This is a genomic window from uncultured Streptococcus sp., assembly GCF_963516515.1.
Classification (GTDB): Bacteria; Bacillota; Bacilli; order Lactobacillales; family Streptococcaceae; genus Streptococcus.
On sequence record NZ_CAUQCJ010000019.1, the window covers coordinates 1 to 21,064 of the forward strand.

21 protein-coding genes are annotated in these 21,064 nt (G+C 42.9%); 15 read left to right on the forward strand and 6 right to left on the reverse strand.

Annotation, left to right across the window (positions count from 1 at the left end):
• Positions 1–152 precede the first annotated feature (152 nt).
• Positions 153–911, reverse strand: coding sequence for a 1-acyl-sn-glycerol-3-phosphate acyltransferase (locus RYL77_RS05235; RefSeq protein ID WP_315010362.1), 759 nt, complete (start codon positions 909–911; stop codon positions 153–155).
• Positions 912–1,044: 133 nt separating this feature from the next.
• Between RYL77_RS05235 and RYL77_RS05240 the strand changes: the two genes are divergently transcribed.
• The 6 genes from RYL77_RS05240 to RYL77_RS05265 all read left to right on the forward strand — a co-directional run bounded on the left by RYL77_RS05240 (position 1,045) and on the right by RYL77_RS05265 (position 8,149).
• Entirely contained in the window at positions 1,045–3,381 is a 2,337-nt protein-coding gene (locus tag RYL77_RS05240) for a cation-translocating P-type ATPase (RefSeq protein WP_315010364.1), read from the forward strand.
• Positions 3,382–3,482: 101 nt separating this feature from the next.
• Complete coding sequence (locus RYL77_RS05245; RefSeq protein WP_315010366.1) at positions 3,483–4,160, forward strand: tRNA (adenine(22)-N(1))-methyltransferase TrmK; 678 nt, start codon at positions 3,483–3,485, stop codon at positions 4,158–4,160.
• Complete coding sequence (locus RYL77_RS05250) at positions 4,147–4,944, forward strand: Nif3-like dinuclear metal center hexameric protein (RefSeq protein ID WP_315010368.1); 798 nt, start codon at positions 4,147–4,149, stop codon at positions 4,942–4,944. The genes RYL77_RS05245 and RYL77_RS05250 overlap by 14 nt, the downstream gene beginning before the upstream one ends.
• Before the next feature lie 16 nt (positions 4,945–4,960).
• On the forward strand, positions 4,961–6,064 hold the full coding sequence (locus RYL77_RS05255; protein ID WP_315010370.1) for an FAD-dependent oxidoreductase: 1,104 nt from the start codon (positions 4,961–4,963) through the stop codon (positions 6,062–6,064).
• 98 nt (positions 6,065–6,162) lie between these two features.
• Positions 6,163–7,182: a UDP-glucose 4-epimerase GalE gene (gene galE, locus RYL77_RS05260; protein WP_315010372.1), complete on the forward strand. Its 1,020-nt coding sequence runs from the start codon at positions 6,163–6,165 to the stop codon at positions 7,180–7,182.
• 1 nt (position 7,183) lies between these two features.
• Positions 7,184–8,149, forward strand: a complete 966-nt coding sequence (locus RYL77_RS05265; protein ID WP_315010374.1) for a glycosyltransferase family 2 protein — start codon at positions 7,184–7,186, stop codon at positions 8,147–8,149.
• A gap of 63 nt (positions 8,150–8,212) precedes the next feature.
• Here the strand turns inward: RYL77_RS05265 and RYL77_RS05270 are convergent, their stop codons facing one another.
• On the reverse strand, positions 8,213–8,416 hold the full coding sequence (locus RYL77_RS05270; protein ID WP_315010375.1) for a ferredoxin: 204 nt from the start codon (positions 8,414–8,416) through the stop codon (positions 8,213–8,215).
• A 45-nt stretch (positions 8,417–8,461) separates the two neighbouring features.
• Between RYL77_RS05270 and RYL77_RS05275 the strand changes: the two genes are divergently transcribed.
• The 8 genes from RYL77_RS05275 to RYL77_RS05310 all read left to right on the forward strand — a co-directional run bounded on the left by RYL77_RS05275 (position 8,462) and on the right by RYL77_RS05310 (position 14,053).
• Positions 8,462–8,947, forward strand: a complete 486-nt coding sequence (locus tag RYL77_RS05275; protein ID WP_315010377.1) for an SAG1386/EF1546 family surface-associated protein — start codon at positions 8,462–8,464, stop codon at positions 8,945–8,947.
• An 8-nt stretch (positions 8,948–8,955) separates the two neighbouring features.
• A complete protein-coding gene (gene cmk, locus RYL77_RS05280; RefSeq protein ID WP_315010379.1) occupies positions 8,956–9,627 on the forward strand; it encodes a (d)CMP kinase in 672 nt (223 codons plus the stop codon).
• Between the two features lie 129 nt (positions 9,628–9,756).
• Positions 9,757–10,095 carry a zinc ribbon domain-containing protein YjdM gene (locus RYL77_RS05285; RefSeq protein ID WP_001061596.1) on the forward strand — a complete coding sequence of 113 codons (339 nt, stop codon included), beginning with the start codon at positions 9,757–9,759 and terminating at the stop codon, positions 10,093–10,095.
• Positions 10,096–10,097: 2 nt separating this feature from the next.
• Positions 10,098–10,727 carry a Pr6Pr family membrane protein gene (locus tag RYL77_RS05290; protein WP_000033944.1) on the forward strand — a complete coding sequence of 210 codons (630 nt, stop codon included), beginning with the start codon at positions 10,098–10,100 and terminating at the stop codon, positions 10,725–10,727.
• Between the two features lie 125 nt (positions 10,728–10,852).
• Positions 10,853–12,004: an MFS transporter gene (locus tag RYL77_RS05295; RefSeq protein WP_315010381.1), complete on the forward strand. Its 1,152-nt coding sequence runs from the start codon at positions 10,853–10,855 to the stop codon at positions 12,002–12,004.
• Between the two features lie 97 nt (positions 12,005–12,101).
• Complete coding sequence (truA, locus tag RYL77_RS05300; RefSeq protein ID WP_315010383.1) at positions 12,102–12,851, forward strand: tRNA pseudouridine(38-40) synthase TruA; 750 nt, start codon at positions 12,102–12,104, stop codon at positions 12,849–12,851.
• Positions 12,841–13,614 carry a bifunctional hydroxymethylpyrimidine kinase/phosphomethylpyrimidine kinase gene (locus tag RYL77_RS05305; RefSeq protein ID WP_315010385.1) on the forward strand — a complete coding sequence of 258 codons (774 nt, stop codon included), beginning with the start codon at positions 12,841–12,843 and terminating at the stop codon, positions 13,612–13,614. Before truA ends, RYL77_RS05305 begins: the two co-directional genes overlap by 11 nt.
• Entirely contained in the window at positions 13,592–14,053 is a 462-nt protein-coding gene (locus RYL77_RS05310; protein ID WP_315010387.1) for an ECF transporter S component, read from the forward strand. The genes RYL77_RS05305 and RYL77_RS05310 overlap by 23 nt, the downstream gene beginning before the upstream one ends.
• 255 nt (positions 14,054–14,308) lie before the next feature.
• Here the strand turns inward: RYL77_RS05310 and RYL77_RS05315 are convergent, their stop codons facing one another.
• The 4 genes from RYL77_RS05315 to RYL77_RS05330 form a co-directional block, all read right to left on the reverse strand.
• Complete coding sequence (locus RYL77_RS05315) at positions 14,309–15,391, reverse strand: Xaa-Pro peptidase family protein (RefSeq protein WP_315010389.1); 1,083 nt, start codon at positions 15,389–15,391, stop codon at positions 14,309–14,311.
• Positions 15,392–15,518: 127 nt separating this feature from the next.
• The gene (gene gatD / locus RYL77_RS05320) at positions 15,519–16,301 is read right to left on the reverse strand and encodes a lipid II isoglutaminyl synthase subunit GatD (RefSeq protein WP_315010391.1); all 783 of its coding nucleotides are present in this window, start codon (positions 16,299–16,301) and stop codon (positions 15,519–15,521) included.
• Positions 16,301–17,644 (reverse strand): lipid II isoglutaminyl synthase subunit MurT, encoded by a 1,344-nt coding sequence (gene murT / locus RYL77_RS05325; RefSeq protein WP_315010393.1) that lies wholly within the window; start codon positions 17,642–17,644, stop codon positions 16,301–16,303. The genes gatD and murT overlap by 1 nt, the downstream gene beginning before the upstream one ends.
• A 98-nt stretch (positions 17,645–17,742) precedes the next feature.
• The gene (locus RYL77_RS05330) at positions 17,743–19,059 is read right to left on the reverse strand and encodes an FAD-containing oxidoreductase (RefSeq protein WP_261052073.1); all 1,317 of its coding nucleotides are present in this window, start codon (positions 19,057–19,059) and stop codon (positions 17,743–17,745) included.
• A 329-nt stretch (positions 19,060–19,388) separates the two neighbouring features.
• On the opposite strand from RYL77_RS05330, the gene RYL77_RS05335 reads away from it, so the two are divergent.
• The gene (locus tag RYL77_RS05335; protein WP_315010396.1) at positions 19,389–20,954 is read left to right on the forward strand and encodes a DEAD/DEAH box helicase; all 1,566 of its coding nucleotides are present in this window, start codon (positions 19,389–19,391) and stop codon (positions 20,952–20,954) included.
• Positions 20,955–21,064 lie beyond the last annotated feature (110 nt).

Here is a 21,064-nt window from a genome sequence, read left to right on the forward strand (position 1 = left end):
ACGGCATGTACGGTGGTGTGAGAGGGGCTAGAGATTATCCCCTACTCGATTTTATTTAATACTCTTCGAAAATCAAATTCAAACCACGTCAGCGTAGCCTTACCGTACTCGAGTACAGCTTGCGGCTAGCTTCCTAGTTTGCTTTTTGATTTTCATTGAGTATAACAAAGAGCCTCTCTCTTCTTATCTGGATTCCATACGAAGCTTGCGATAAAGCTAAAGATGATAGTTAGGATAGCGAGGATAATCGCAAGGATGAGGGCAGGTATGCGAATAAACCACCAGAGTGGGTTTGGTTTTTTATCATTATGCCATTGTTTCGTTTCTTGGTCCAAACGTTGAAATTCTGCATGGATACGATTGGCGACTGTTTCAATGCCTTCATCATTCATTTTCTTGATATCTGAGATATCGATTGGATTTCCAAAGTTCATATCAACACGCTCACGGCTAACCAATCCTTTCAAGGTCATGGGACCTGTGTAGGTAACAGGCATGATACGGACCTTGGCCATTTTGGCAATCAGGGCTACGCCACCCTTGACATCATTTGAGTGACGGCTCCCACTTGGAAACATGATGAGAGAGCGATCACTTTTTTTAAGAACATTGATAGGATATTTGATGGCTGAGGCGCTAGGATTCTCACGGTCGATAGGAAAGGCGCCACACATACGAATCCACCAGCCAAAGATACGGTTGGTAAAGAGCTCTTTTTTGGCCATAAAGATGAATTGTTTTGGCTTGGTCGCAAAAGCCATGTAAACTGGATCCCACCAAGTGCGGTGAGGCGCAACCAAAATATAATTTTCATCTTGATTAGGAATTTTATCAGTATTATGATAGTGGGCATTGCCATTGATGGACCAGAGGAGCAAGACAACCAATCCACGTAAATAAGTATAAAACATGCGATCTCCTTCGATTGTTTTCTTGTTATTATTATACCTTATCAAAGGAGGGCTGGCAAACTTTTTTCCGTGACTAGGTGCATATTTGAGATGAGATTAGAATTCTTTTAGAAAAAATGATATGATAGGATTCATGGATAAAAATAAGATTGTGGGATTAACCCAAAGAGAAGTCAAGGAAAGACAGGCTAAGGGCTTGGTTAATGATTTTACTGCTTCTGCCAGTACCAGCACTTGGCAAATCATCAAACGAAATGTCTTTACCCTTTTTAACGCTTTGAACTTTGCCATTGCTTTGGCCCTTGCCTTTGTGCAGGCTTGGAGCAATCTGGTCTTTTTTGCTGTTATCTGCTTTAACGCTTTTTCTGGGATTGTGACCGAGCTGCGGGCCAAACACATGGTGGACAAGCTCAATCTCATGACCAAGGAAAAGGTCAAAACCATTCGTGATGGTCAGGAAGTTGCTCTTAATCCTGAAGAATTGGTGCTAGGAGATGTCATTCGTCTGTCTGCTGGAGAACAGATTCCCAGTGATGCCTTGGTTCTAGAAGGCTTTGCAGAAGTCAATGAAGCCATGTTGACGGGGGAGAGTGATTTGGTGCAAAAGGAAGTGGATGCCTTGCTTTTGTCAGGAAGTTTCTTGGCTAGTGGGTCAGTTTTGGCTCAAGTTCACCATGTTGGATCTGATAACTATGCTGCCAAACTCATGCTGGAAGCCAAGACCGTTAAACCAATCAACTCTCGTATCATGAAATCGCTGGACAAGCTAGCTGGTTTTACTGGGAAGATTATCATTCCTTTTGGTCTAGCTCTCTTGCTAGAAGCTTTGATCTTAAAAGGCCTGCCTCTCAAGTCATCCGTTGTAAACTCGTCGACAGCCCTTTTGGGGATGTTACCTAAGGGAATTGCCCTTTTGACCATTACTTCGCTCTTGACTGCGGTGATTAAGCTGGGTTTGAAAAAGGTCTTAGTGCAGGAGATGTACTCTGTTGAGACCTTGGCGCGCGTGGATATGCTCTGTCTGGACAAGACGGGCACCATCACCCAAGGAAAGATGCAGGTAGAGGCTGTTCTTCCGCTGACGGACACTTATGGTGAAGAGGCTATTGCCAGCATCCTGACTAGCTACATGGCCCATAGTGAGGATAAAAATCCAACTGCCCAAGCTATTCGCCAGCGTTTCCAAGGACAAGTTGCCTACCCTATGCTTTCGAATCTTCCCTTCTCTAGCGACCGCAAGTGGGGAGCCATGGAGTTAGAAGGCTTGGGAACAGTTTTCTTAGGGGCGCCTGAGATGTTGCTGGATTCTGAGGTCCCAGAAGCCAGAGAGGCCTTGGAGAGAGGGTCACGTGTCTTGGTCTTAGCTCTCAGTCAGGAGAAATTAGACCATCACAAACCACAAAAACCATCTGATATTCAGGCTCTAGCCTTGCTGGAAATCTTGGACCCGATTCGAGAGGGAGCAGCAGAGACGCTGGACTATCTCCGTTCTCAGGAAGTGGGCCTCAAGATTATCTCTGGTGACAATCCAGTTACGGTGTCCAGCATTGCCCAGAAGGCTGGTTTTGCGGACTATCACAGCTATGTCGATTGCTCAAAAATCACGGATGAGGAATTGGTTGCTATGGCTGAGGAGACAGCTATTTTCGGACGTGTTTCCCCTCATCAAAAGAAACTCATCATTCAAACGCTGAAAAAAGCGGGTCATACAACAGCTATGACAGGGGACGGGGTTAATGATATCTTGGCCCTTCGTGAGGCGGATTGTTCTATCGTGATGGCTGAGGGAGATCCTGCGACTCGTCAGATTGCCAATTTGGTTCTCTTGAACTCTGACTTTAATGATGTTCCTGAGATTCTCTTTGAAGGTCGTCGTGTGGTCAATAACATTGCCCATATCGCACCGATTTTCTTGATAAAGACCATCTACTCTTTCTTGCTCGCAGTTATCTGTATTGCCAGTGCTTTACTAGGTCGGTCTGAGTGGATCTTGATTTTCCCATTCATTCCAATCCAGATTACCATGATTGACCAGTTCGTGGAAGGTTTCCCGCCATTCGTTCTGACTTTTGAGCGAAATATCAAGCCTGTCGAGCCAAACTTCCTCAGAAGATCCATGCTTCGTGCTCTACCAAGTGCACTCATGGTCGTCTTCAGCGTCCTGTTTGTGAAAATATTTGGAAGTAGCCAAGGTTGGTCTGAGTTAGAAATCTCAACTCTACTCTATTATCTCTTGGGGTCAATTGGTTTCTTATCCGTATTTAGAGCCTGCATGCCATTTACCCTATGGCGTGTCCTCTTGATTGTTTGGTCAGTAGGAGGCTTCCTAGCCACAGCTCTCTTCCCAAGAATTCAAAAACTGCTTGAAATTTCGACATTAACAGGACAAACATTATCTGTTTATGGTGTCATGATGTTGGTCTTTACCGTGATTTTCATTATAACCAGTCGCTATCAAGGCAGAAAATAAAGAAAGACTGCAATCTGTGGATTGCGGTTTTTTTAGGTACAAGATTGCTAGCTGAAATGTGGTATAATAAGAGGTAATAGAGTTTTGGAAAGTGAGAGAAGATGATTTCAAAGAGATTAGAATTGGTGGCATCCTTTGTGCCACAGGGAGCTATTTTACTAGATGTGGGGAGTGATCATGCTTATCTGCCTATCGAGTTAGTCGAGAGAGGTCAAATCAAAAGCGCCATTGCAGGTGAGGTGGTGGAAGGTCCTTACCAATCTGCAGTCAAAAATGTTGAGGCTCACGGTCTAAAGGAGAAAATCCAAGTCCGTTTAGCCAATGGCTTGGCAGCTTTTGAAGAGGCAGATCAGGTATCTGTCATCACCATTGCTGGCATGGGAGGTCGTTTGATTGCTAGGATTTTAGAAGAAGGTTTGGACAAGCTAGCTAATGTAGAGCGTTTAATCCTCCAACCAAATAATCGTGAAGACGACTTGCGTATCTGGTTGCAAGAGAACGGATTTCAGATTGTAGCGGAAAGCATTCTAGAAGAAGCTGGTAAATTTTATGAAATTCTAGTTGTGGAAACGGGACAAATGAAGTTATCAGCCAGTGATGTCCGCTTTGGTCCCTTCTTGTCCAAAGAAGTCAGCCCAGTCTTTGTCCAAAAATGGCAAAAAGAGACTGCTAAGTTAGAGTTTGCCCTCGGACAAATCCCAGAAAAAAATCTGGAGGAACGTCAAGTTCTAGTAGATAAAATTCAAGCCATCAAGGAGGTTCTCCATGCTAGCAAGTGAAGTGATTAAGGCGTATGAAGCCTTTTGCCCCCAGGAATTTTCCATGGAGGGGGATAGTCGTGGCCTGCAAATCGGCACTTTGGACAAGGATATCCAAAGAGTCATGGTTGCCCTCGATATTCGAGAAGAGACGGTGGCAGAGGCTATTGAAAAGGGTGTGGATTTGATTATCGTCAAGCACGCGCCTATTTTTCGTCCCATCAAGGACTTGGTTGCCAGCCGTCCGCAAAACCAGATTTACATCGACCTGATTAAGCATGACATCGCAGTTTATGTTAGCCATACCAATATTGATATTGTTGATAATGGCCTCAATGATTGGTTCTGTCAGATGCTAGGTATCGAGGAGACGACTTATCTACAGGAGACAGGTCCTGAACGTGGAATTGGACGTATTGGAACCATTCAGCCTCAGACATTTGGAGAATTGGCCCAGCATGTTAAGCAAGTCTTTGGTCTAGATAGTCTTCGAATGGTGCATTACCAAGAGAGTGATTTGCAGAAGTCTATTTCAAGAGTGGCAATCTGTGGTGGTAGCGGGCAGTCTTTCTATAAGGATGCCTTAGCTAAGGGGGCAGATGTCTACATCACTGGGGATATCTACTATCACACAGCTCAGGATATGCTGTCTGATGGCCTGTTGGCTCTGGACCCAGGACACTATATCGAAGTGCTGTTTGTGGAAAAAATCGCAGCACTCCTTACTCAATGGAAGGAAGAAAAGGGCTGGGATATTGATATCTTGCCTAGTCAAGCATCGACCAATCCTTTCCACCATATCTAGTTAGAAAGTGAAAACAATGAAAAAAGTTGCCATTATCGGAGCAGGGATTGTGGGAGCAACAGCTGCCTACTACCTCTCGAAAGAAAGTGACCTAGAAGTAACCGTCTTTGACCATGGACAAGGTCAGGCTACCAAGGCTGCAGCAGGAATTATCAGTCCTTGGTTTTCCAAACGCCGTAATAAAGCCTGGTACAAGATGGCGCGCTTGGGGGCTGACTTTTATGTGGATTTGTTGGCTGATTTAGAAAAGTCTGGTCAGGAGATTGACTTTTACCAGCGCTCAGGAGTCTTTCTCCTGAAAAGGGATGAAACTAAGTTGGAAGAACTCTATGAACTAGCCCTCCAGCGCAGAGAAGAGTCTCCCTTGATAGGGCAGTTAGCCATTCTAGACCAAGCCTCAGCTAATGAATTATTCTCTGGTTTGCAGGGATTTGACCAACTGCTCTATGCTTCTGGTGGAGCGAGAGTAGATGGTCAACTCTTGGTGACTCGTCTGCTAGAAGCCAGTCAGGTCAAGCTGGTCAAAGAAAAAGTGAGTCTGACACCTTTAGCATCAGGTTACCAGATTGGTGAAGAGGTGTTTGTTCAGGTTATTTTAGCGACGGGAGCTTGGCTGGGACACCTATTAGAACCTTTAGGTTATGAAGTGGATGTTCGTCCTCAAAAAGGACAACTCCGAGACTATCAACTTGCTCAAGACTTGGAGTCTTACCCTGTTGTCATGCCAGAAGGGGAGTGGGATTTGATTCCTTTTGCAGGTGGGAAATTGTCCTTAGGCGCTACCCATGAAAATGATATGGGCTTTGATTTGAGGGTGGATGAAACCTTGCTCCAGCAAATGGAGGAGGTGGCCTTACCTCACTATCCTGCTTTATCGGAAGCGACTTCCAGAAGTGAACGTGTGGGCATCCGTGCCTATACCAGTGATTTCTCACCTTTCTTTGGGCAAGTACCCGACTTGGCAGGTGTCTATGCAGCCAGTGGCCTAGGTTCATCTGGCCTCACAACTGGTCCTATCATTGGTTACCATCTAGCTCAACTGATCCAAGACAAAGAGTTGACCTTGGACCCAGTAAACTATTCAATTGAAAACTATGTCAAACGACTAAAAAGCGAATAAGATTTTACTGAAATTTTAGCCTCCCCTCTAGGATGGCAAATGACATTCCCTATCAAAAATGGTAAAATAAGAAAAAATCCGAGAATCGAGGAAAAAAGATGCAAGAAAAGATTTTGGTAACGGGTGGAGCAGGTTTTATCGGAACCCACACTGTTATTGAGTTAATCCAAGCAGGTCATCAGGTTGTTGTGGTGGATAACCTTGTTAATAGTAACAGTAAAAGTTTAGAAGTTGTTGAAAGAATCACAGGAGTTGAAGTGCCTTTCTATGAGGCAGATATCCGTGACACAGATACTCTCAGAGATATTTTCAAGCAAGAAGAACCAACAGGTGTCATTCACTTTGCTGGTTTGAAGGCTGTTGGAGAATCTACCCGTATCCCTCTTGCCTATTATGACAACAATATCGCAGGAACTGTTAGCCTTTTGAAAGCCATGGAAGAAGCCAACTGTAAAAACATCATTTTCAGTTCTTCTGCGACAGTTTACGGAGATCCTCATACAGTGCCCATCTTGGAAGATTTCCCACTTTCAGTGACCAATCCATATGGTCGCACTAAGCTTATGCTTGAGGAAATTTTAACGGATATTTACAAGGCAGACTCAGAATGGAATGTTGTCTTGCTTCGTTATTTCAACCCAATCGGAGCCCATGAGAGTGGTGATTTGGGAGAAAATCCAAACGGTATTCCAAACAACCTCTTGCCATATGTGACTCAAGTAGCCGTTGGAAAATTAGAGCAAGTGCAAGTGTTTGGAGACGATTACGATACAGAAGACGGAACTGGTGTTCGTGACTATATCCACGTTGTCGATTTGGCTAAAGGTCACGTTGCAGCTCTGAAAAAAATTCAAAAAGGTTCAGGTCTAAACGTTTATAACCTTGGAACAGGTAAAGGCTACTCAGTTCTTGAAATTATCCAAAATATGGAAAAAGCGGTGGGACGTCCCATTCCTTACCGCATCGTAGACCGTCGCCCAGGGGATATCGCAGCCTGCTATTCAGATCCTGCAAAAGCCAAAGCAGAACTAGGCTGGGAAGCAGAACTCGACATCACCCAAATGTGTGAAGACGCATGGCGTTGGCAAAGCAAGCATCCAAATGGATTTGAAGACTAAGATGGTGATTTCAATCATTGTCCCTTGTTTAAACGAAGAGGAAGTACTTCCTCTTTTTTATCAGGCTTTGGAAGATTTGATTCCTGACTTGGGAGCAGAAATAGAGTATGTCTTTGTCGATGATGGATCAAGTGATGGAACATTAGAACTCTTAAAGTCCTATCGGGAGCAAAATCTGGCAGTGCATTATCTTTCTTTCTCTCGAAATTTTGGAAAAGAAGCAGCCCTCTATGCAGGCTTGCAATATGCGACAGGAGATTTGGTGGTGGTGATGGATGCAGACCTCCAAGATCCTCCTAGTATGCTGCTTGAGATGAAAGCCTTACTAGATCAAAATGCAGATTTGGACTGTGTTGGGACACGGAGAACCAGCCGAGAAGGAGAACCCTTCTTTCGCAGTTTCTGTGCAGACCTCTTTTACCGTCTCATGCAAAAAATTAGTCCAGTAGCCTTACCGTCAGGTGTCCGTGATTTTCGCATGATGAGAAGGTCTGTAGTCGATGCCATTTTAGCTTTGACCGAGTCCAATCGTTTTTCTAAGGGGCTCTTTGCCTGGGTCGGATTTAAAACCCACTATCTGGACTATCCAAATGTCGAAAGGCAGGCTGGCAAGACCAGTTGGAGTTTTAGGCAACTCTTTTTCTACTCCATTGAAGGGATTGTTAATTTTTCAGATTTTCCCTTGATTATCGCCTTTGCGGCTGGTCTCCTATCTTGTTTCATTTCTCTGCTTATGACTTTTTTTGTTGTGGTTCGGACCCTCATTTTGGGCAATCCGACATCAGGTTGGACCTCTCTGATGGCTGTTATTCTCTTTCTTGGAGGCATTCAACTCCTGACCATTGGGATTCTCGGCAAGTATATCAGTAAGATTTATCTAGAGACTAAAAAAAGACCACTTTATCTTATCAAAGAGAAAAGTGACCTTCCTGATTTTACAGAAAAAAATAAAGTGAAAAGACTATAATTTTACATGGAAATATGCTAAACTAGAAAGAGTGAAACGTTCTTGTCAATTTACTATGAAAGATTAGTGTTGATCTTTAATCAAGGCACGTGTCGGACAGTTTTTCACAGCTTCTACGACGTCTTGGCTAGGAGAAATTTCTTTTTCTAGTTGGTCAGGGTCATCGTAAAAACGCACGATTCCATTATCGTGGTAATCAAATAAATCAGAATAAGTTTGGCAAAGCCCACAGGCAATGCATCGTTCAGGTATAAGTGTGATTTTCATATTTATATTGTAATAAGAAAAGTCAAAAAAAACAAGGAGTAAGGTATGGCAAAAGAACCGTGGCAAGAAGATATTTATGAGAATCAGGAAGAAACAAGATCAGAACGTCGTAAGAGAGAACAAGGTGGAGGAGTCGTTGCTAATCGTATTTTAACTATCTTAGCAAGTATTTTCTTTGTGATTGTAGTCGTGATGATTATTGTTCTTATTTATCTCTCATCAGGCGGGAGTAATCGCACAGCAGCCTTGAAAGATTTTCATGATTCTGATGCAAATGTAGTACAGATTTCATCTTCTAGTAGTTCAGAGCAGGCATCTTCTAGTTCAGAGGAGAAGGTAGAAGAGTCATCTAGTAGTTCAGAACATCCAACTAATCCAGAAGGAACGACAAAAGTCTTGGCTGGAGAAGGAGAAGCAGCCATTGCAGCTCGCGCGGGGATTTCGATTGCACAGTTAGAAGCCTTAAATCCTGGGCACATGGCTACAGGATCTTGGTTTGCTAATCCAGGTGATGTTGTTAAAATCAAATAGGAGTTGATATGAAAACCATTCAAATTGCTATTGACGGTCCTGCTTCAAGTGGTAAGAGTACAGTCGCAAAGATTATTGCTAAGGATTTTGGTTATACCTACCTTGATACAGGAGCCATGTATCGTGCAGCGACCTATATGGCTCTCAAGAACCAATTAGGAGTTGAAGAAGTTGAAGCACTTCTCGCCTTATTGGACCAGCATCCAATCAGTTTTGGACGCTCAGAAACTGGAGAACAGCTTGTCTTTGTAGGAGATGTGGATATTACTCATCCTATCCGTGAAAATCAAGTGACCAATCATGTTTCTGCTATTGCAGCAATTCCTCAAGTGCGTGAAAAACTAGTTTCTCTCCAACAAGAGATCGCCCAGCAAGGTGGAATTGTCATGGACGGTCGCGATATTGGCACGGTTGTATTGCCACAAGCAGAATTGAAAATTTTCCTAGTAGCTTCAGTCGATGAGAGAGCAGAGCGCCGTTACAAGGAAAATATTGCCAAGGGAATTGAAACAGACCTTGAAACCTTAAAAGAGGAAATTGCTGCGCGTGACTACAAGGATAGTCATCGTGAGACTTCGCCTCTCAAACAAGCAGAGGATGCTGTTTACCTTGATACAACTGGTTTGAACATTCAAGAAGTAGTTGAAAAAATTAAAGCAGAAGCTGAAAAAAGAATGTAAATGTAGAAAAGCCGATAGATTGATATCGGTTTTTTCTAAATTTGTCAAAATGCTGATTTTAAGGTATAATAGTTGCTGTTCGAGAAATTTTGATTTTCAAAGAATAGTGAATGATGATAAGGAGAAACCATGAACAACCTACCAAATTGCCCAAAATGTAACTCAGAGTATGTCTACGAAGACGGTGCCCTACTGGTTTGCCCAGAGTGTGCTTATGAGTGGAATCCTGCTGAAGTTGCAGATGTAGAAGAGGGCCTTGTTGCTATCGATGCCAACGGAAATAAATTGGCTGACGGTGATACAGTCACCCTCATCAAGGATTTGAAAGTAAAAGGTGCGCCAAAAGATTTGAAACAAGGGACGCGCGTGAAAAATATCCGCATCGTAGAAGGCGACCACAATATCGACTGTAAGATTGATGGCTTTGGTGCCATGAAACTCAAATCAGAGTTTGTGAAGAAAATTTAAGCATGTCAAAGCACTATAAACTAGTATTTTATAGCCGTATCTTCTTGTTTCTAGCGGCTTTTACGGGAGTTTATCTTGAAATCGCCAAGCATGGTGGATTTGGGATGCTGCTCTATTATACGGTTCTGTCCAACCTCTTAGTAGCGATTTTTACGCTCTATCTCCTAAAGGTTATGAGCCGTTTAGGTGAAAACTGGCAAAGGCCAAGTCTCTTGCGCCTAAAAGGTGGGGTCACCATGAGTATCATGATTACCTGTGTGATTTACCATTTCCTCTTAGCGCCTATTGCGACTAATTTCTATACCCTAGAAAATTTCCTTTGCCACTATATCGTTCCCCTATGGTTTTTAGCAGATACCCTCTTTTTTGACAAACAGGGTCAATACAAGATTTGGGATCCAGTTGTGTGGACGATTTTGCCCTTGCTGTATATGATTTTTGCTCTTTTCAATGGCTTGGTATTGAAACTTGATGTTCCTAATTCTAAGGTCAGTCCCTTCCCTTACTTCTTTTTGAATGTGAACAAGGGTTGGGATGTCGTGTTCAAGTGGTGTCTGATTATCTTTGTTGCCTATATGGTGGCAGGATTTATCTTCTACTTTATTAAGCAAATCAAGAGAAAGTCATCCTAAGACACAAGGGATTCATTTTTGAGTTTAAGAAGGAGTCTGTACACCAATGAGACTTCTTCTTTTCTTGCTTTTTTTGATAATTATCAAAAAATAGAAGATTAAGAGAAAATATAGAAAGAGATTTCATGAAACAATTTTTAGAACGGGCCAGTATTTTGGCTCTCTCCCTCGTTTTGATTACCTCCTTTTCGATTTCAAGTGCCCTACCAGCCATGTTTGACTATTATCAAGGCTATCCTAAGGAACAAATTGAGCTCTTGGCGAGCTTGCCTTCCTTTGGGATCATGATCATGTTGCTACTAAATGGTTTCTTAGAAAAAATATTCCCTGAGCGCTTACAGATTAGTTTGGGCTTGCTGATTTTATCACTGAGCGGGACGGCTCCCTTCTGGTATCAGGCCTATCCTTTTGTCTTTGGAACACGGATTCTCTTTGGTTTGGGAGTTGGGATGATCAATGCCAAGGCCATTTCCATTATCAGTGAACGTTATCAAGAGAAAACGCGCATTCAGATGTTAGGGCTACGCGGTTCTGCAGAGGTTGTTGGAGCTTCTCTCATTACCTTGGCAGTCGGCCAGTTGTTGCCCTTTGGTTGGACAGCTACCTTCCTAGCCTATAGTGCTGGATTTTTGGTTCTGACCCTTTATCTGCTCTTTGTCCCTTATGGAAAATCAAAGAAAGAAGTCAAGAAAAAAGCGAAGGATGCAAGTCGTTTAACTCGAGAAATGAAAGGCTTGATTTTTACCCTAGCTATTGAAGCGGCAGTGGTAGTTTGTACCAATACGGCTATTACTATTCGTATTCCAAGTTTGATGGTGGAAAGAGGACTTGGAGATGCCCAGTTATCTAGTTTTGTCCTTAGTGTCATGCAGTTGATCGGGATTGTGGCTGGTGTTAGTTTCTCTTTCTTGATTTCGATCTTTAAGGAAAAATTGCTCCTCTGGTCTGGTATTACCTTCGGCTTAGGGCAAATCGTGATTGCCCTGTCTCCGTCCTTGTGGGTGGTGGTGGCAGGAAGCATTCTGGCTGGCTTTGCCTACAGTGTAGCCTTGACGACGGTCTTTCAACTTGTCTCTGAAAGAATTCCAGCTAAACTCCTTAATCAAGCAACTTCATTTGCAGTTTTAGGCTGTAGTTTCGGAGCCTTTACGACCCCATTTGTTCTAGGTGCAATTGGCTTACTAACTCACAATGGAATGTTGGTCTTTGCCATTTTAGGCTCATGGTTGATTGTAACCTCTATCTTTGTCATGTACCTACTTCAAAAGAGAGCTTAGGATTGATTCCTAAGTTTTTCTTTTTTAAGTTTTGTCCCCAGATAGTTATGAATTTTCTAGCTTGTTATTGGATTAATTTCTTGATAAAATAGAAGTTATGACAAGATACAAAGCAACTATCTCCTATGACGGTTATGCCTTTGCTGGCTTTCAGCGCCAGCCTCATGCACGGAGCGTTCAGGAAGAAATTGAAAAAACCTTGACTAGATTGAATAAGGGGCAAGCCATTACCGTTCACGGTGCTGGTAGGACTGATAGTGGGGTTCATGCTTTGGGACAGGTCATCCATTTTGACCTGCCCTATCAAATGGATGAGGAAAAACTTCGCTTTGCTCTGGATACCCAGTCCCCTGAAGATATTGATGTGATTTCGATTGAGCTTGTGGCGGATGATTTTCATTGTCGTTATGCCAAGCACAGCAAGACCTATGAGTTTATCGTGGATAGAGGCCGTCCTAAAAATCCGATGCGCCGTCACTATGCTACTCACTTTCCTTATACGCTCGATGTGGAGAGGATGCAGGAGGCCGTCAAAAAGCTAGAAGGAACCCATGATTTCACAGGTTTTACAGCCTCTGGAACCAGTGTAGAAAACAAGGTTCGCACCATTACAGAAGCTAGTCTCAGGGTTGATGAGACAGGGCAGTTTTTGACCTTTACCTTTTCAGGAAATGGCTTCTTGTATAAACAGATTCGCAATATGGTGGGGACACTTCTCAAAATCGGAAATAATCGTATGCCAGTAGAGCAGATTGACTTGATTTTGGAGAAGAAGGACAGGCAGCTAGCTGGTCCAACGGCAGCACCGAATGGCTTGTATTTAAAGGAGATTCGTTATGAAGAATAATCGTATTTTAGCACTTTCTGGAAATGATATTTTTAGTGGTGGTGGTTTATCAGCAGATTTAGCTACCTATACCTTGAACGGCTTGCATGGTTTTGTAGCTGTGACTTGTTTGACAGCCTTGACAGAGAAGGGGTTTGAAGTCTTTCCAGCTGACGATGCCATTTTTCAACATGAATTAGAAAGCTTACGTGATGTGGAGTTTGGGGGAATTAAAATCGGTCTTCTACCAACTGTCAGTGTGGCTGAGAAGGCCTTGGACTTTATCAAACAACGTCCAGGAGTGCCTGTGGTATTGGATCCTGTCTTGGTCTGCAAGGAAACGCACGACGTAGCAGTTAGTGAACTCTGCCAAGAGTTGATTCGCTTTTTCCCTCATGTTAGTGTGATTACGCCTAATCTCCCAGAAGCAGAATTATTGGCTGGTCAAGAGATCAAAACCTTGGAAGACATGAAAACAGCAGCGCAGAAATTGCATGACTTAGGCGCGCCAGCAGTCATTATCAAGGGCGGCAATCGCCTTAGTCAGGACAAGGCTGTAGATGTCTTTTATGATGGCCAAACCTTTACAGTCCTAGAAAATCCTGTCATTGAAGGGCAAAATGCTGGTGCAGGTTGTACCTTTGCCTCTAGCATTGCCAGTCACTTGGTTAAAGGTGCTGAACTTTTACCAGCAGTAGAAAGTTCTAAGGCTTTCGTTTATCGTGCCATTGCACAAGCAGATCAGTATGGAGTAAGACAATATGAAGCAAACCAAAACAACTAAAATCGCCCTTGTATCCCTATTAACCGCCCTCTCTGTGGTTCTAGGTTATTTCTTAAAAATTCCAACACCGACAGGAATTCTAACTCTTTTAGATGCGGGTGTCTTCTTTACGGCCTTCTACTTTGGTAGTCGTGAAGGGGCTGTAGTCGGAGGACTAGCAGGTTTCTTGATTGACCTCTTATCAGGCTATCCTCAGTGGATGTTCTTTAGCTTGGTCAACCATGGCTTGCAGGGATTTTTCGCAGGATTTAAAGGAAAAAGTCAGTGGCTATGCCTTATCTTAGCAACGATTGCCATGGTAGGGGGTTACGCCTTGGGTTCTACATTGATGAATGGCTGGGCTGCAGCCCTACCAGAAATCCTACCAAATTTCATGCAAAATATGGTAGGGATGATTGTAGGATTTATTCTTAGTCAAAGTATCAAGAAGATTAAGTAAAGAGGCTGAGTCAAAAGTCTTTCAAATAAGAAAAACGCATAGTATCAGGTGTTGAAAAACCTTGATACTATGCGTTTTATTGTGGGAAGATTTTATACTCTTCGAAAATCTCTTCAAACCGCGTCAACGTCGCCTTGCCGTAGATATGGTTACTGACTTCATCAGTCTTATCTACAATCCCAAAACAGTGTTTTGAGCAATCTGCGGCTAGTTTCCTAGTTTGCTCTTTGATTTTCATTGAGTATTAGATGAATATTAATTAAAATAAAGCAAGTCTTTGCTGGTGCTTGTAAAGAGGTCAAAGCCATTCTTGGTAACAACACCGCAGTCTTCGATACGGACACCGACTTTACCAGGGATATAGATACCTGGTTCAACAGAGAAGCACATGCCTTCTTCGATGACCATGTCGTTTCCTTCCATGATAGATGGGAATTCGTGAACATCCATACCGATACCGTGACCGAGACGGTGGTTGAAGTACTCGCCGTAACCAGCTTTTTCGATGACCTCACGAGCAGCACGGTCCACTTCATGGGCAGTCACACCTGGCTTGATAAAGTCAAGAGCAGCTTGTTGGGCTTCAAGAGTCAAGTTGTAAATGTCTTTCTTGAATTGGTCTGGTTTGCCGACAGCGACCGTACGAGTCATATCTGAAGCATAGCCGTTGACTAGAACACCAAGGTCAAAGAGGAGAAGAGCATCATTTTCAACCTTATTTGCTGCTGGAATACCGTGTGGATTTGCAGCATTATCACCAGTCAAGACCATGGTATCAAAGCTCATTTCATAGCCTTCACGTTTCATAGCAAAGTCGATTTGGGCGATGATATCTGTCTCAGTCTTATCAAGAGAAATATTGTCAAAACCAACATTGACAGCCTTGTCCGCATAGAGACCTGCAACCATCATTTTTTGCACTTCGTCAGCTGATTTGATGAGGCGCATGCGTTGGATACGAGGAGTGAGGTTTTCAAACTCAGCAGTTTCAAAGACTGTTTTCAAGCCATGATATTTGGTCAAGATGAGATTGTCAAACTCAACAGCGACACGTTTGAAGTCAAGTTGTGGAAGAGCATGTTTCATTTTTTGCCATGGATTTTCAGAATCCACATAGCCCACAACTGGGAAGGAAACAGTGCTAGTTGCACGCTCAACCTCAAGGGCTGGGACAAAGAGGAGGGGTTCCTGATCCGCTAGGACAAAAAGGAACATTTGACGTTCATGGGGATCACTGTAAAAGCCAGTGAGGTAATTGATTGTGACGGGGTCAGATACGACAGCGACGTCTAGTTTTTCAGTTTCAAGATATGTTACGATTTGTTGTAATTTAGACATATGCTACCTTCTTTCTACCCCTCTATTTTGGCAAAAAAAGAGAGAAAATGCAAGGGAGAAGGGTAAAAGAAAAGACAAAAAGAACTCCGACAAGATAACGGGGTTCTTTGATATAGTTTCACTTGGTTTAAGAAAAGTCAGCCTTGCTTTTGACGTCGCTGTATTCTTCAGCGATTTCTTGGCTGAGAATGTCCTCATAAGCAGGGAGTTGAATGTCCTGACCATATTTCTTCTTGAGGGCAGTAGTGACTAGGCGATAAGCCAGATTGGCATTACGAGAGAGGATAGGCCCGTGGAAGTAAGAACCAAAGACATTCTTATAATGAACCCCTTCGCCGACCTTTTCTTCGTTATTTCCATTTCCATAGACAACCTGTCCCAGTGGTTTTTGGTCGTCAGAGAGGAAGGTACGGCCCTGATGATTTTCAAATCCATAGTAGGTTTCATTGAAATCTTCATTGTGAATCTTGATGTCACCGATAAAACGGTTATTGGTCTGGTTGAGGGTGTAGTGGCCCATGACACCTAGCCCTTCGATACGTCTCCCTGAAGCTTCAACATAATATTGACCCAATAGTTGGAAACCACCGCAGATAGCCAGAACCACACCGTCGTTTTGGATGTAGTTGTCAATGCTTTCTTTTTTAGCAGGTAGGTCGTCTGCAATGATACTCTGTTCAAAGTCTTGACCACCGCCAAAAAAGGCGATATCATAGTGGTTTTCATCAAAATCATCATGAAGTGAAACGATGTCAACCGTCACATGGGCTCCTAGTTTTTCAGCCACATACTTGAGCATGAGGATGTTTCCATTGTCCCCATAGGTGTTCATGAGGTTTCCGTAGAGGTGGGCAATGCTGAGCTGATAGGGGTAATTGCCATCTTTTGAGGAAAGTGAAGTATAAACCATTAGTTCATCTCCTTTCTAACAATCTGACGACTAGCCAGCAGTTCGCGGAATTCAAGCATAGCAGTATAGGTAGCTAGGATATAGGCATGCTTGCAGTCTTGGTTCTCAATAGTCTTAAGAACTTGTTCCAGATTGCTTGTTTCAGTGATTTTCTCAGCTGGATAGCCAGTCACTCGGAGACGACGTGCAATTTCAGAATGGCGAACACCGCCAGCGTTAATTTCTGGAATATCCATCTCAGTGATTTGTTCAAAATCAGCATCCCAGATCCAGCTGGTATCAATACCGTCTGCATAGTTGGCATTAAGGAGGACAGATAGACTAAATGGATAAGGTGCTAGTTTAATCATTTCGATAGCTTGGGTCGCACCGACTGGATTTTTAATTAAGACAAGGGTACATTCCTTGTCACCGATATGGAAGGTTTCTTGGCGTCCAAAGACTGCACGGCTCTTGTCAAATCCCTGCTTGATGAGTTGGGAATCTGCACCGAGGAAACGAGCAATAGCAACAGCAGCTAGGGCGTTGTAGATATTATAGAGACCACCGATTTGAATACCGTATTCTTGTCCGTCAATGACAAAGCGAGAGCGATTGTTGGTCAACTCAACCAATTCTGTCAAGCGATAGTCGAGATCAGGACGTTTACATCCGCAGCCTTCACAGATATAGGCACCCAAGTTTGCATAGGTATTGTGCTCATATTTGAGGATGCCTTGGCAGTCAGGACAGAGAATTCCTTCGGTATTATAGTGAGCCAGCTGGGCTGGACCTTTCTCCAAGTCAAAACCAAAATACTGTACAGGATTTGGAATAGCTGGCTTGTAGAAAAGTGGACTGTCTCCATTAAGGAGAACAGTAGCAGTAGGCACCTTACGAATAGCATCCAAAATCATCTTGTAAGTTGTGTAAATCTCACCATAGCGGTCCATCTGGTCACGGAAGATATTAGTGATGACAAAAAGGCTTGGCTGGATATAGTCACAGATACGAGATAGACTGGCCTCGTCGATTTCTAGGACGGCAATATTTTTCCCAGTTTTAGACGATTTGGCAGTCAAGAAGGTCGTTGCGATCCCTGTAATCATGTTGGCACCGCTTGGGTTAGTCAGAACCTGACCATAAACCTCTTTTAAAATGCCGACAGTCAGGGCAGTTGTCAGGGTTTTTCCATTGGTTCCAGTGACCACGACAATCTCGTAGTTTTTAGCTAGGTTTTGTAAAATATCTTTATCAAATTGAAGGGCAAGTTTTCCTGGGAGCGTACTTCCACGGCCAAGACGGCTCAAAACGAAGTGGGAGGAACGCCCAGCAAGAAGACCCAAAGTAGTTTTTAAGTTCATGTTTCTATTATATCATAAAAGAGGGAAAAGACAGATTTGAGATTTCGCAGAAGTAAAAACAGCCCACAGAGGGCTGTCAGTTAAGATGAGATTTCAACTTAAATCGCAAACAAGTCATTCAAGTTCTCAGCCAAGGTTGGGTGAGTGAAGATTTGTTTTGTGAAGTAAGTGTAAGGAATCTTGTTGTCCATAGCAACAGTGATGATGTTGATGATTTCTTGAGAACCTTCTGAGAAGATGCTTGCTCCAAGAATTTCTTTTGTTTCAGTATTCACAACAGCTTTGAAAGCTCCGCGAAGGTCTCCATTTACGTGACCACGAGGCATTGCTGCAACAGGGATTTCCTTGACAGCGTATGGAAGTTTCAAATCAGCTGCTTGGCTTTCAGTCAAACCAACTTGTGAAAGTGCAGGTGTGATAAACATGGTATTTGGTACATTGAGACGGTCTTCAAGTGTGTAGCTGCCATCTCCAGCAAGGTAGCTGTAAACAACACGGAAGTCATCAAGTGAAATGTAAGTAAATTGAAGGCCACCGTTGACATCTCCAACTGCAAAGACACCAGGAACGTTTGTTTGACAATGTTTGTCTACTTTAATAGCGCCACGTTCAGTAAGTTCAATATCTGTATTTTCAAGTTGAAGTGGTTCTACGTTTGGTTTACGTCCAGTTGCGTAGAGAAGAGCATCGAAACGGTAAGTTTCGTTTTCAGTTACGACAAGGACTTGGTCGCCGTCGTTTTTGATTTCAGTAGTACGGATGTTTTGAAGCAATTCAATACCGTCTTCTTCCATGTATTGTTTAGCAAGAGCTGCGATGGAAGGTTCTGCACGAGGTAGGAAAGTATCCAAAGCATCTAGGACTGTAACCTTGCTTCCAAGTTTGTTGTAAAGACCAGCAAATTCAAGACCGATGTTTCCGCCACCAAGGACTCCAAGTTTTTCAGGCAATTTGTCCAAGTTTTGGATACCTGTTGAGTCAAAGACGTTCTTGCTTGTAGCAAGTCCTGGAATTGGCAAGACGTTTGAAACAGCACCAGTGTTGATGACGATTGTTTCAGCAGTCAGTTCTTTCTTTTCATCACCAGCTTGGATTTCGATGACTTTATTTGAAAGGAAGTGAGCTTCCGCATCAAAGATATCGACGCCTGTACCAGCAACAGTCGCATAGTTTTTACCGTTGAGGCGACCAGTGATCGTGTTTTTGGTAGCAATGACTTCTTCAAAAGGCAAGTCTTTCTCAGCAGCAACTAGCAAAGTTTTAGTTGGGATACAACCGATGTTGATACAAGTTCCACCGTACATAGCTTTGCTACGTTCAACGAGGGCAACTTTTTTGCCAGCTGAAGCCAATTTACCAGCTAGTGTTTTACCAGCTTTACCAAATCCGATAACGATTAAATCATAAGTTAACATTTAGAGTTCCTCCTATTCGAATTTCATTCTAGCACAAGAAAAAAACTTTTGCACAATTCTGCTACGCTTTAAAAAAGTTTATGAAATAGTGGAAAGTTTAACTTTATTTTCTCAGAAAAATCGTTTACATGACTTTATCGACGGATTAGGCTATCTTTTGCTTCTCTCTTGTGTTATACTAGATAGGTTGCAAAGAAAACAGTACTTTTCTTTTGTGGAAAAGAAGCAACACGATTTTGTATCCAGTATATGAAAATACGTCATAAAAAGAAAAGTATAAACTAAGCCCTATAGGGTGGCTTCGCACCACCTTTAGAAAGAAGAATAACGTGAAATTTAATGAATTAAACTTGTCTGCTGATTTGCTAGCAGAGATTGAAAAAGCTGGTTTTGTAGAAGCCAGTCCGATCCAAGAACAAACTATTCCCTTGGCCCTTGAAGGCAAGGACGTTATCGGTCAAGCTCAGACTGGTACAGGAAAAACTGCAGCCTTTGGCTTGCCTACCCTTGAAAAAATCCGTACAGAAGAAGCGACCATCCAAGCCTTGGTCATCGCTCCAACTCGTGAACTAGCTGTCCAAAGTCAAGAGGAACTCTTCCGCTTTGGTCGTAGTAAGGGAGTCAAAGTTCGCTCAGTATATGGCGGATCAAGCATTGAAAAACAAATTAAGGCTCTTAAATCTGGTGCACATATCGTGGTGGGAACTCCAGGTCGCCTCTTGGACTTGATTAAACGCAAGGCCTTGAAATTACAAGACATTGAAACTCTTATCCTTGACGAAGCGGATGAAATGCTCAACATGGGCTTCCTTGAAGATATCGAAGCTATCATTTCTCGTGTCCCTGAAAACCGTCAAACTTTGCTTTTCTCAGCAACTATGCCAGATGCCATCAAACGTATCGGTGTTCAGTTTATGAAAGAACCTGAGCATGTGAAGATTGCTGCTAAGGAATTGACAACAGAATTGGTTGATCAATACTATATTCGTGTTAAAGAACAAGAAAAATTTGATACCATGACTCGTCTTATGGATGTGGAACAGCCTGAGCTTGCTATCGTATTTGGTCGTACAAAACGCCGTGTAGATGAATTGACTCGTGGTTTGAAAATCCGTGGCTTCCGTGCAGAAGGAATTCATGGAGACCTAGACCAAAACAAACGTCTTCGTGTCCTTCGTGACTTTAAAAATGGCAATCTTGATGTTTTGGTTGCGACAGACGTTGCAGCGCGTGGCTTGGATATTTCAGGTGTGACCCATGTCTATAACTACGATATTCCACAAGATCCTGAAAGTTATGTTCACCGTATCGGTCGTACAGGTCGTGCTGGTAAGTCAGGTCAGTCTATTACTTTCGTATCACCAAATGAAATGGGCTACCTCCAAATCATTGAAAACTTGACTAAGAAACGCATGAAAGGTCTTAAACCTGCAAGTGCAGAAGAAGCCTTCCAAGCTAAAAAACAAGTAGCTCTCAAGAAAATCGAACGTGATTTTGCAGACGAAACAATCCGTGGCAACTTTGAGAAATTTGGCAAGGATGCTCGTAAGCTGGCTGCTGAATTTACTCCAGAAGAATTGGCCATGTATATCTTGAGTCTGACTGTTCAAGATCCAGATAGCCTTCCAGAAGTGGAGATTGCGCGTGAAAAACCATTGCCATTTAAACCATCAGGTAATGGTTTCGGTGGTAAAGGTAAGGGAAGTCGTCGTGGAGATGACCGTCGTGATCGCGATCGCCGTGGCAATGGTCGCCGTGATGATTTCAAAAAAGGCAGTCGTGGAAATGATCGTTATGATAAGGAAAAACGTTACCGTAAGGATAATAAAAAACCACGCACTACTTCAAGCGAAAAGAAAACAGGCTTTGTTATTCGTAACAAGGGCGATAAATAAGAAAAAGCGGTTCAAAATGAATCGCTTTTTTATATAAGGAGACCGAATGGAAAAAGAAAGATAAATAAAATAGATATATTATCTTCTTGTAATATTATAATACACAAAAA